Source organism: Cellvibrio mixtus subsp. mixtus J3-8 (assembly GCF_000766945.1).
GTDB classification, from domain to species: Bacteria; Pseudomonadota; Gammaproteobacteria; order Pseudomonadales; family Cellvibrionaceae; genus Cellvibrio; species Cellvibrio mixtus_A.
Genome location: NZ_KN266213.1, coordinates 185,701 through 198,146, shown reverse-complemented (window position 1 = coordinate 198,146; position 12,446 = coordinate 185,701). Strand labels below are relative to the sequence as shown.

Below are 12,446 nucleotides of genomic sequence, written 5' to 3'. Positions count from 1 at the left end.
ACTGGCGCTGCCTATGCATGCGTTACTTTTTGCGCTGGTTAAAACAGCATTGGTGTGGCGTAGCGATATTGTGAATCGCTTAATGGAACGGTTAACAGCGGTTGCTGCCGGTGAGGCGAGTATTTTATTAACCGGTGAAAACTGCGCCGGAAAAGCCATTTGACGTGCTGGATTCACAGTCCGCTGCATGGCTCGAAAATATTCGTGAGCTAAGCCATATGACGGAACGTGCAGTGCTCCTTGTCCAAAGGTACATAGCTAACGGCGGCAGAATTAATTGCCCGGTATGGCCCACCTGCGTTTGCTATGTGCGAATAAATGCATCCCTTTGAATTATCACTCCCTTGCCAAACCTGTTGGCTGGCAGCTTTTTTTGCGATAATTGGAGGGCACAAGCCGGGCACGCAAATTCATAAACGGTGTTTCGACCATTTTAAAAAGTATCCAGCCGGCAATAATACTGATGGATACGATAATGCCCATCCCCAAATAATCGTCGGTACTAATGCCAAGATTATTGATCGGTTGTTTCAATAATTGATACAGCGGTTTATGGATTAAATAAATGGCGTAAGACCAGAGTGCAAGACTGGCAGCGCCAGGAATTTTGCAACGATAAAGCCAGGATGACGGTGACAACGCGGCTAACACCAATAACGCAAAACTGATAGCTAATAGTGAGTAACCGATACTGGTTGTCCAGGCGCTGGTTCCTATACCGTCCTGATAATGAATATTTAAAAATAAATAAAATACTATTCCGCTACTGATTAAGCCCGCTGCAAAAAAATGATTTCCATAGTGGAGCAATTTTTCAAACGTTGACCGATGGTAGTTTTTGATAATTGCTAGCGCGATCCCCGGCAATAATTCATCAAAACGGGAATAACTCGGGTAATAAATGAATTCATAATAATCCATTATGTCTATTGCCGACTTTTCGTGATTAGTAAACATGATTAAACGTATCAGTATAGCGGCAACAAAACCTGCTACAAGAATGATCCACAGGCGCAAAGCATCGGAGGTTTTTGACAGGGCAAATATACAAATCAAGGGAAACAGTAAATAAAATTGCTCTTCAACACACAGTGACCATGAATGGGTAAATGTTTGGCCGGGGCGCATCTCCAGGTTTTGGGTGAAAGTTATGAATTGCCAGAGCGGTGCAGTATAGGTTCCACTTAAAGCTACTGGCAGAAGCAGGTAAAGGGCAAGAACCACTTAGTAATTGGGTAGGGTGCGCAACAAGCGCCGCGCATAAAAATATCTCAATGAAAAATCTTCTTTACGGGCGTAGGCGCGCAGGATTTGATCACCAATCAAATAGCCGCTGAGCACAAAAAATAAGTCTACACCCACCCAACCAATGCGGGTAATGAAGCCAAACAGTAATTCGTTACTAACCACTGATCGATAATGAAAAATCAGTACCAGAACAATCGCGAGTGCCCGTAAGGTGTCAAGGCCGTGCAGGCGAGTGTTATTAGTTTGATGATGCATATTATTCCATTCCTTCAAATAATTGTGCGAAAGCGCCATTGGTATAAGTGAGTCGTTGCTTGTGATCGAACACCAGGATTGGTGTGCTCAAGTGATCGATCATTTGATAGAGCGTGAAAGATATGAGGTGTCGTTGTAAATTCAGACAGTTTTATTTTCTGTATGAGCACTGGTGATGAATGTTTTACGAACAGATTAGATAGATAATGCTGTTATATACAAACAGGGCTCACCAATTTAGCCTTACACTATAGCTCCGGCCGCGAAATACGCATAGGCTTTTGTCTGTTAAGCTATATTCATCGTGCTTTTTAAGTTTACTGCTTCTGCTAAATTCACTGATTCTGGTAGTTATTGCAATGAAAAAGACAATATTGGTTTTGCTGCTCTGTGTATTGCCGCTGTTTTGTTATGCGGAATATCCCGTTACCGGCCATGCACAAGTCTCTGGCGATGGAAAAGTTGCTGCGGCGAGCGTTAACCCTGATGCAACCACTATCGCAATGAATGTGGTGAAGCGCGGTGGCAATGCGGTTGATGCCGCGATTGCGATTGCTTTTGCACTGGGGGTTGTGGACCCGCATAACTCGGGAATTGGTGGCGGCTGTTTTATTCTGGTTCGCCTGGCAGATGGCCGTGTGATAGCGATTGATGGCCGCGAAATGGCACCGGCAGCGGCACATCGCGATATGTTTGTGCAGGATGGCAAAGCCAATCCGGAATTGAGTCGCACCGGCGCCTTGGCGATTGGTGTGCCGGGTTCGGTGCTGGCGTTACATAAATTGCAACGCGAAGGCGGAAAATTAAATTTTTCCGATGTGATTTTGCCAGCCGCAGAATTGGCGGAAAAAGGTTTTGCGGTGTCACCACTGGTGGCTGATCGAATGGTAAGTACGGCAAAAGAGTTACAAAAATTTCCAGCCACCGCTGCAATTTATTTGGATAAGTCGCAGCAGCCTTTCGCAGCAAATACCATTATTACCAATCAAGATCTTGCACACACTTATCGAGAGTTGGCGCGCCTGGGGCCGGATTATTTTTATCGCGGTGACTTTGCGAGGAAAACAGCTGAATGGATGAAGAAAAATAATGGATTGGTCACGCGCGATGATTTTGCGAATTACCAAATAAAATTGCGCGAGCCGATTGTTAGCCAATTTGCGGGTTATACCTTGTATGGTTTTCCTCCGCCGAGTTCTGGCGGTATCCACGTAGCGCAAATTTTAAATATCCTGGAAAATTTTGATTTGCACAAAACGACCAGCTCCGAGCGTTATCACTTGATGGCCGAAGCAATGAAGTTTGCATTTGCTGATCGCGCCCATTGGCTGGGCGATTCGGATTTTGTCAAAGTGCCGTTATCGCTAACGGATAAAACCTACGCAAAAAAGATTGCCCGACAAATACAGCTGGATAAAGCAGTGAACAATGCAGTCCATGGTGATCCTGACCTGGATATTCCGCATTTGATGAACAAACACACCACGCACATCGCGGCGGCTGATCTGGAAGGTAATTGGGTCGCCATAACATCAACGATAAATACCACTTTTGGCAGCAAGGTGGTAATTCCTGGCACTGGTGTTGTGATGAATAACCAGATGGATGATTTTTCTGCACAAGCCGGTGCGGCCAATGCATTTGGTTTGGTGGGTTCGGATGCTAACGCAATTGCTGCTAAAAAACGGCCGTTATCAAGTATGAGCCCAACGATCGTATTTAAAGACAACCAACCGGTGATGACGCTGGGCGCAGCTGGTGGGCCTACGATTATTTCGCAAGTAGTGCAAAATTTGTTGTACACGCTGGAATTTAATATGCCGGCCGAAATAGCGATTAAACAACCGCGCATCCATGAGCAGTGGAGCCCGGATTTATTATTTGTAGAGCCCACCATGCATGAGCAGGTACGCAATGCATTGGTGCAAAAAGGCCATGAAGTAAAACTTTGGCCGAATATGGGATTTTCACAAATTATCCAACTACGCGATGGAAAGCTGGTTCCGGTGGCCGAACCGCGCGTGATCAAATAAACAGGAAAATTGCTGTGCATAAACTTCTGGCTCATATCAGGCAATTACTGGTTTTGAAAAAGGCGACTCGCCCCTGGCATATTCCGTTTATGGCATCGCTGGCCATAGGTGTGCCGGCATTACTGGGCGCGTATTTTTCGCGTTTTGATATGGGGATTTTAGGGTGCATGGGAGCAATGGTGTTTCTTTATATTCAGCCGATTCCTATGTCGCAACGTATGCTTCGCTTGATTGTGAGTTCCTTTGGTTTTTCGGTGTGTTTTGCATTGGGATTAATCACCGGTTTTAATCATTACCTTGCCGCGGCAACACTTTTCTGCGTTGCCTTCTTCGCCACCATCATCACACGCCTTTACGCTATTCCACCACCCGGGAGTTTCTTTTTTATTTTAGTGGCGGTGATGGGGATGAATATAAAATTTGATCTCGCGTTGATTCCGGTGCGTGTTGGTTTAATTACGCTCGGGGCAATTTTATCCTGCGTGCTGGCATTTTTTTATAGCTTGTGGGCAATTCGCAGGCAGCCAGTAATTATCCCGGAGTCAGTGGAAGCGCCACGTGTTTATGCGTTGGTACTTGAAGCGGGTGTTATTGCTTTTTTTGTGGGCGGTTCGTATGGAATTGCATTGTCGATAGGATTGGGAAATCCTTATTGGGTTCCTATTTCATGCGCGGCAATTATGCAAGGGGCAACATTTCGCATGGTATGGCAGCGTAAGGTGCACAGGATTGTGGGAACTGCGATTGGCTTGAGCCTGGCCACGGTTATTTTTAAATTACCGCTGAATCCCTATGAGGTCGCATTATTGATTATGTTGCTTAATTTTATTGTGGAATTTTTGGTGGTGCGCAATTACGGTTTGGCGGTTGTTTTTATTACACCGCTGACGGTTTTATTTGCTGAAGTGTCATCTGCTACTTTACTGCCTGATGTTCTCTTGACGAATCGTTTGCTGGATATTGTGTTGGGGAGCGTCATTGGTTTTGTGGGGGGCTGGTTGATGTATCAGCCAGGCATTTTTATTTGGGCTGAAGGAAAATTAAAAACGGTGTTCGGAAAAAGCCAGCATTAACAGAAACGAGTGCATCCATATCAATGGATGAAAAAACCGGAGCACGATTTTGCCCCGGTTTTTCTATCAGTAATTATTTCATTAGAGGCCAAAACCACCATCAATATTCCAGCTGGCGCCGGTGACGTAAGCCGCTTCATCACTTGCAAGGAACGCCGTCAGGTTGGCAATTTCTTCTGCTTTGCCGTAGCGGGGCAGGGCCATAATACCGCGCAAGGTATCGGCAAAATCACCTGATGCGGGATTCATATCGGTGTCCACCGGACCGGGTTGGATATTGTTGGCAGTAATACCGCGAGGACCCAAATCGCGCGCAAGGCCGCGTGTGAATGTCGCAATCGCACCTTTGCTCAAGCTGTAAATCGCCATGCCGGGGAAGGGCACAATCTCAGCGTTAATGCTGCCGATATTAATAATCCGACCACCGGTTTTTATATGTTTTAACGCTTCCCGGGTCGCGATAAAAACCCCTTTCACATTAATCGCCAGTATCCGGTCAAATTCTTCTTCCGCGAAATCTTCCACACTGCCAAGGCCTAAAGTGCCCGCGTTGTTGACCAGGATGTCGAGTCCTCCCAATTCTGCGACGGTGGTTGTTACCGAATTTTTGATATCGCTGACGTTCGCACTGTCTGCGTGAATCGCGATAGCTTTACCGCCGTATTGGCGAATGTCGTTAACAACTTGTTGTGCGGCGTCGGTACTGTTCGCATAAGTGATTGCTACCGCAGCACCTTCGCTGGCAAGGCGTTTTGCGATAGCGGCGCCGATACCGCGTGAGCCGCCGGTAACCAGTGCGACCTTGCCGTTTAAGCGAGTGGAAACACTATTTGTTGAAGCATTGTTGCTTGAAATGTTGGTGTTAGCAGATGAGTTTTGAGTCGTCATGATAAGGCTCCGTTTAATGTTGGAAATCAGTAATGTTTTGCTACGAAGCCAGTGTCTGATATTTATCCTGTGGAAATTAGCTGGTAATTCAGGCAATCTTTTTCAACTGTTGGTTGAAGATATAAATGCTTATGGAAACCCTGACCAGTATTGAATCTTTTGTGCGTAGCGCTGAAACCGGCAGTTTTTCTGCCGGTGCGCGCCTGCTCGGGTTAACACCGGCAGCGGTTAGTAAAAATGTGGCAACGTTGGAGCGGCAGTTGGGAATCCGTTTATTTCAACGCAGCACGCGCCGGCTAGCGCTAACCGAAGCGGGTGAACGGTTTTTACTGGAGGTGGGTGCAGGGCTGGAAACGGTACAAATGGCGTTGGCTAATGCCAGCCTGAACCAGGGTAAACCTGCCGGGGTGTTGAAAGTCAGTGTCGCCTATGCCTTTGGTCTGAATTACCTGTTGCCACTAATGCCACGGTTTTTAGCGATGTATCCGGATATTCAGCCCGATTGGCGCTTTGATAATCGCCAGGTTGATCTTATAAACGAAGGACTGGATGCCGCGATTGGCGGGGGGATTGAGTTTTCTCCCGGCGTTGTCGCCCGTGAATTGGCACGGCCCAACCTGGTGTTGGTGGCATCGCCGGACTTTTTAGCGGCGCGTAGCCTGCAATCACCCCATGCTATGCCCACGTCTCCGGCCGACCTGCACGGTTGGCCCGGGATTGTCCGGCGCTCTTCTAACAGCGGGCGTATCCAGCATTGGCAATTGCAGACTCGCCAGAATGAGCAAGCGCATGTGGAACCCAGGGTGCAGATTGTGCTGAATGATCCCGATGCGATTTGCCAGGCGGCGGCCATGGGGCTTGGCCTCGCGTTGGTGCCCATGCCTCATGCATTACCATACCTGGCTGAAGGTGCCCTGGTGCGCCTGTTGCCCGACTGGTACAACGATGTAGGGCCGTTGGCGATTTATTTTTCCAGCGCAAAAATGTTACCCGCCAAAACCCGTGTATTTGTAGATTTCATTGTCCAGCATTTTCGGGACGAAAACCTGGCAACGACATTTGCTGGTTATTGAGCGCATATTACTCATGCTTCTGAGTAATTCCACGCATATCGTCCTTTAGCATTCTCCCGCATCATTTCTCCCAGGCATCACGCTCGAACCTGCCATACCTGGACTAACTCGATAGTGGATTCGGTAGAATGAAGAAAGTGAACTATTTCCTCGTGTGCGCATTCTGGTTAATGGCCCCGGTGATGGCTAATGCCGCTGCGGCTGAGGAATTTGTGACTGCCGATTTTATCCGTTTCGTTTCCGCGAAAAATATGAGTGAAATGGCCGCTGCAAAACTTGCCTTGAAAACTTCAAGCTCTCCCGATGTACAAGCTTACGCACAGCGCCGCCTGGAAGAGCAGGTCGCGCTCCTGGCTTCGCTGCAATCATTGGCGCAGCAACAGGGAATTTTGTTGGATCATCAGCCGCGAGGTGCGTATGTTTTTATTCGCAAAGGCGAAACATTTGATACGGCTTATACCAATAAGCGTGCTGCTGAAGTAAAGCGCATGGTCAGGATTGTGCGTAAGGCAACACTCTCAGAGAATCCTGCGGTGCGTGATTATGCTGAACAAACCTTGCCGGCGTTAATGCAACATTGGTATCAGCTCCAGCAACTGGTTGCGACATTGAATAATCCGGTAATTTCAGCAGACTCTCGGGTGGCAACTCGTTAACCTGCTCTTATACTTATGGGCCATAGCACATAGTAATAAGGTGAGAGTTATGCCAGGGTTGATGTTTAGCCTTATATCGCCGCTTTTGACCATCTGCGTATTTATCATTTCCGGTTCTGTTGCGCATGCAGAGGAATTTGCGGCAACGAAAGTTGAGCGCATCGTCATTCCCCAAATGAGTTCCAGGGAAAATATTAATCATGAAGATTATTATTTTTCGCGGTTGCTCCAGCTTGTGCTTGAAAAAACCACGCCAAGCCATGGACCTTTCCAAATAGTGGAAGCGGATCAATGGTTGGTGGATAAACGCCTGCGCACTGCATTGGTCCAACATAAGGTTGATGTATTGTGGTCACCCGATAATGCCGATTTCAAACAGCAAATTCTGCCCGTGCGTATTCCCCTGTTAAAAGGATTAAATAATTTTCGTCTGTTATTAATCCGTAAAGGCGACCAGCCGCGCTTTTCTGCAGTTCATTCATTGGATGATTTGCGCAAATTAAAAGGTGGTATGAGCGCGCAGTGGGCCGATACTGAAATCATGCGTGACAATAATTTGCCGTTAGTGGAAGCCGTTGGTTATGGAAAATTATTTAAAATGCTCGCTGCGGGGCGCTTCGATTATTTTTCTCGCGGGCTTTACCAAATCCAGCCGGAAGTGAATTTATATCCGGAACTGGAATTGCAAATTGAACAGGAGTTAATGCTGCATTATCACAACGAAGTTTATTTTTTTGTACACAGGGACAATGCAAACCTCGCCAAACGAATCGAGGCTGGCTTGGTTGCGGCACTGGCTGATGGCAGTTTTGATCAGCTGTTTAACAGCATTCCCCATTACCAATGGGGAATGGAACTTTTGAAGACGCATCAGCGCAGGGTGATCAATTTGAACGCCTTGCCAATGGCAACCGGCCCGGCATGGCCTGCGATTTCCCAATAGACTTTTTCCTGGCAATACAACCAATTTCACCCTGATCCGGGATTAGGGATTCTATTTCCAGCGATAGCAAACCTGGTCCTTGTTTTGATAGACTACTTAAGCGTCAGGACACGTCTGGTGAAGTTTGTTTTCACTGAGCAATCCGGTGTAAATCACTAATGAAATAATAACGATATTATGGAGCTTGTATGTTCAAGGGGATTCCGTTTGTTGCCGGCATATTATTGTGGAGTGTATTTGCGGCAGCGAATACGCAGGATCAAACACCGGGGGTCACGCAAGTAAGGTCGGTTGCCGGACTGCATATCAATAATGTGGATAGCACCCCGGCTATTAACACATTTTCGCAAGATGCAACTGTTTCAATTGTTAATGTGCCGTCTAACCAACAACCTGTGCTGCACAGTTTGAATGGCGGGGTTGAATCCCGACGATTATTGGTGCGTTTAAAATCCTCTGCTTCACTTCCTTATTTCAAGCAGCAACGTGAAAAATTAAGTGCTGGCGGAAAAGTATCGCGCACCGGGCAACAAGCGCTTGCCAAAACAACCGCCAGCTATCGCCAGGGTTTGCAAAAAAGCCAGCTGCAATTAGTTGATGAGTTGCGCCGGAAAAATTATGTGCAACAAGTCCATCATCGTTTTGTGGATTTAACCAATACTCTGAGCGTTAGCGCTCCCGTCGATGCCATCCCTGCTATACGCAGCCTGCCGCAAGTTGCGGAGGTCTATGTTGATAACGAAGTTAAAGCGCTGCTGGATGATAGTGTTGCGGTTACCCAGGCTCCATCACTCTGGTCAATGCGCGATACCAACGGCAATTTTGTAACCGGGCGTGGCGTTTCAGTGGCAATTCTGGATACCGGAATTGATTACACCCACCCGGATCTTGGTGGCTGCATTGGTACTGGCTGTAAAGTGGTTGCCGGGTACAATTTTGTGGCAGGTGAGCAGCCTGGTAATTTTATTGATCGACATGGGCACGGAACCCATGTGGCGGGAATCGTCGCGGCGAAAGGCCGGCTACAAGGTGTCGCACCGGATGTGAGCCTTTATGCGTACAAAGTTCTGGATGATCGCGGTGGTGGATTTGATAGCGCGATTATTGCAGCGCTTGAAAAAGCGGTGGATCCCGATGGTGATCCGCTGACCCAGGATCAAATCAACATCGTCAATATGAGCCTGGGTGGTCCCGGTAAACCTGATTCGCCCTTAGCTGAAGCGGCTAATAATGCGATGGAAGCGGGCACACTGGTAGTCGTTGCCGCAGGTAACTCCGGTAGCGATTATTCTACGATTGGCGTTCCGGGCAATGCCGAACAGGTATTGACTGTCGGGGCGACAGATAACAATGGGGCACTTGCCAGTTTTACCTCGCGCGGGCCTGTTGTTGATGCAACTTATGTGAAGCCGGAATTAGTGGCACCCGGTGTGGATATTAATTCCACGGCTCCCGGTGCCGGTTACGCCATTAAAAGCGGCACCAGTATGGCCACCCCGCATGTAGCTGGGGGCGCCGCGTTGCTCAAACAGTTAAGGCCGCAATTAACCGCGGCGGAAATAAAAGATTTACTTATTTCGAGTGCCAGTGATCTTGGCCAGGATGTTTTTATCCAGGGCGCGGGGATGATGAAATTGGCTGAGGCGGCCAATGCTAATGTATTGGTTTCGCCCGTGTTGCTTAATGCCGGACGGGTAGATCTTACGCAACCGGCGTTCGCAAAAAATATTTCATTCCAGGTTAAAAATCTCACCAACACCTCCCAAACACTTTCATTCACCCCATCGGTTAATTTACCGCAAGGTGCAAGCCTTAAAGCATCGGCTAATTCCGCAATTCTGGAAGCCGGTGCAGCAACAAAAATAGATTTGCAACTGGATGTAGATACTGCGGTATTACCATTTGCGGATTCCGCGACGTTGCACCATCAACTAAACAACAATTTGCAAGTTGGCGGGCAATCATTGCGTTTGCCATTAGTGTTTTCCAAATCGGCATTACTGAATATCCAATGGGGCGGGCGCCCATTTGTATTAATGGTATTCAATGATGATGGCACCCAGGCAAAAATGTTTTCTTATCCTTGTGATAACTCATCATTGGCTAACGCTCCACCTCCGGAAGCTGTGTATGTGAAGCCCGGTAAATTTCATATAGCAGTGTCTTTTATGGCGGATAATAATTGCTACACCGTTGCCGCCCTGGTGTTCAAAGAAAATATCGACGTAAAAACAATTGCTACGATTGATGCGTCTCCCGCAACGGCAATTTATGATTTTTCGCTAACAGGGGTAATCTCTCCTGCCGGTCAAAACATTGAGCTTGATGAGTTGAATGTTTATGCCAAGGATGTAGCCTGGGCACATAATCGTATTGATAATTTGGGACAGGTGCTGTCGCTTGGTGATGGTGGAAGAAAAATTATAAAAGTTTCCGAGGTCTCCCCCAATTTTCGCTTGAGCACATCTATTTTTCTAAAGAAATACGAATTGGATGAACAAACACCAGCAACATTTTATGTATTGCAGGACAGCTTTGCTGCAGGCATTAATGAAAACAAAACATTGAATATCGATGCGCGAACTGCGGCTGGTATGCATTTTCGCTACGATGATCCGCTTCACCTGGCAGACGGTGTTGTACTCCTTTCAGGTTTTGAACAGTTGCGGTCATTAGCCAGTGGCAATATGTCAGTGGGAGCGTCGCGCCTTGAAAATACAGTGTTTCATAAACCGTTAGAAGTAGATGTTTACAGCGATGTTTCCACATTTATGCCGAATGAATGGTATCCCTATTTTGGCATTTTTCAATCAAACCCGAATGTTCCTTATGATTGGTCAAAACCGTTGCTGCGCACTGGACTCGTTGCGTTTGAGGATACCAATTCATACACCAAACTGAGGGGAACACTCAGTAAAAAAGAGGATAGTGTTTATCGCAGTAAAGACCGTAATTTGATTGTTGAAAATAATGGGTATTTTTTAACGGGGGCTTTCCTGTATACCCCCGCATCAAAAAATATTATGTTTTACGATAACAACAATTCTTACGGCATCCAGGGCGTGCAATACGATTATGCGCAAAATATGTTTTACGACCCGATGCGTTACCAGCAATTTTGTAATGGTGTTCCAATCAAAAATGGTGAAACTACCGGCTCAGGTTTTGAGGCTAAATTTGACGGGGTTACCTGCGCTACCCTCGGGCTTGAATTTGAATTGTTGACACGGTTCCAGCAGCAGGAACACAAATCGTACATCATGCTGACAGTAGAGACAAAAATTGCAGATGCTTATCAAAATACAAGGGACTCACCGACCGTACAGCAGGTTATTTTTCTGAATGATGGTATTCCTTCGCGCATATTAAATGGCAAGGATGCACAACTGCGGGTTAAAGCGGCTGATCGATACTGGCAGCGTTCAACGCTGTCGGAGAAAACGTTGGTTGAGTATCGCCTGAAGGATGATGAACCCTGGGTGACATTGAGCACGGAAGTTGATGGTGGTGAGTTGAAAGCGACTTTACCGGATGTCAGCGGAGGCCATTGGCTCTCTGTGCGGCTGACCATAAGCAATGACAACGGCATGCAAATGGTGCAGACGCTGAATGATGTTGCGATGATTGGCAATAACTTGCCAAAAGCCCCGCAATTTGATGCTTTGCCGGATTTGGTTGTGGAGGCCACAGGTCCTTTAACCGCATTTACTTTGCCGCCGGTAACCGCGAAGAATGAACAGGGCGAGGCCACTGTTGCGACCACGGCTGACCTTGGTCCCTACGCATTGGGAACACATCAAATTCGCTGGCAAGTGATTGATGCTAACGGTAAGACGAGCAAGGCAACCCAACGGTTAATTGTGCGTGACACTACACCGCCTGAATTAATTGCTCCTGCGGATATTCGTATAAAAGCCACGGGAGTTTATACACCGGTATTTTTTGTACCCATGGTAGCAACGGATTTAGTGGACGGCATTATTGGCCCATCGGTTAGCGATGTTGGTCCTTTTACAGTCGGCACCCATACCCTAATCTGGAGCGCAGCTGATAAGGCGGGAAATACAGCCACAGTCCAACAACAAGTGATTATTGACCCTATGCCACAATCATCGGGGTCATCATCCAGTACAATCTCGGCTATTGCATCAAGTAGGGCTTCCTCTAATTCCGGTAACACCGATAATAACGGTGGCAATTCCGGTGGTGGCGGTGGTGGAAGTAGTGGCGGAATTTTATTGTTACTGTTTGGATGCCTTGGTTTATTCAATATACTT

At 47.2% G+C, this 12,446-nt stretch carries 9 protein-coding genes and 1 pseudogene; 7 read left to right on the top strand and 3 right to left on the bottom strand.

Translation table 11 applies throughout. The annotated features are described in order from the left end of the window. Window positions 1-13: 13 nt before the first annotated feature. Window positions 14-163: a hypothetical protein gene (locus tag A596_RS23180; RefSeq protein ID WP_160280182.1), complete on the top strand. Its 150-nt coding sequence runs from the start codon at window positions 14-16 to the stop codon at window positions 161-163. Window positions 164-336: 173 nt separating this feature from the next. Here the strand turns inward: A596_RS23180 and A596_RS19170 are convergent. Both A596_RS19170 and A596_RS23895 read right to left on the bottom strand, forming a co-directional pair. Continuing rightward, window positions 337-1,503 (bottom strand): annotated as a pseudogene (locus tag A596_RS19170) (acyltransferase family protein). Between the two features lies 1 nt (window position 1,504). Next, window positions 1,505-1,606, bottom strand: a complete 102-nt coding sequence (locus tag A596_RS23895) for a PAS domain-containing protein (RefSeq protein ID WP_412130338.1) — start codon at window positions 1,604-1,606, stop codon at window positions 1,505-1,507. Between the two features lie 256 nt (window positions 1,607-1,862). Between A596_RS23895 and ggt the strand changes: the two genes are divergently transcribed. Together ggt and A596_RS19160 are read left to right on the top strand one after the other, a co-directional pair. Continuing rightward, window positions 1,863-3,536 (top strand): gamma-glutamyltransferase, encoded by a 1,674-nt coding sequence (gene ggt, locus A596_RS19165; protein ID WP_039917830.1) that lies wholly within the window; start codon window positions 1,863-1,865, stop codon window positions 3,534-3,536. Between the two features lie 14 nt (window positions 3,537-3,550). Beyond that, window positions 3,551-4,609, top strand: coding sequence for an FUSC family protein (locus A596_RS19160; protein ID WP_200882972.1), 1,059 nt, complete (start codon window positions 3,551-3,553; stop codon window positions 4,607-4,609). 81 nt (window positions 4,610-4,690) lie between these two features. On the opposite strand, the gene A596_RS19155 is transcribed toward A596_RS19160, so the two are convergent. Beyond that, the gene (locus A596_RS19155) at window positions 4,691-5,497 is read right to left on the bottom strand and encodes a 3-oxoacyl-ACP reductase family protein (RefSeq protein ID WP_084128648.1); all 807 of its coding nucleotides are present in this window, start codon (window positions 5,495-5,497) and stop codon (window positions 4,691-4,693) included. A 131-nt stretch (window positions 5,498-5,628) separates the two neighbouring features. Here A596_RS19155 and A596_RS19150 point away from each other — a divergent pair, with 131 nt between their 5' ends. From A596_RS19150 to A596_RS19135, 4 genes are all read left to right on the top strand, one after another. After that, entirely contained in the window at window positions 5,629-6,570 is a 942-nt protein-coding gene (locus A596_RS19150; RefSeq protein WP_039917919.1) for a LysR family transcriptional regulator, read from the top strand. Between the two features lie 128 nt (window positions 6,571-6,698). Next, window positions 6,699-7,226, top strand: a complete 528-nt coding sequence (locus tag A596_RS19145; protein ID WP_039917829.1) for a DUF4142 domain-containing protein — start codon at window positions 6,699-6,701, stop codon at window positions 7,224-7,226. A 49-nt stretch (window positions 7,227-7,275) separates the two neighbouring features. Continuing rightward, entirely contained in the window at window positions 7,276-8,169 is an 894-nt protein-coding gene (locus A596_RS19140; RefSeq protein WP_052417690.1) for a substrate-binding periplasmic protein, read from the top strand. 188 nt (window positions 8,170-8,357) lie between these two features. Then, window positions 8,358-12,446, top strand: a 4,089-nt coding sequence (locus tag A596_RS19135) for a S8 family serine peptidase (protein ID WP_152600236.1), incomplete at its 3' end; no start/stop codon positions are given.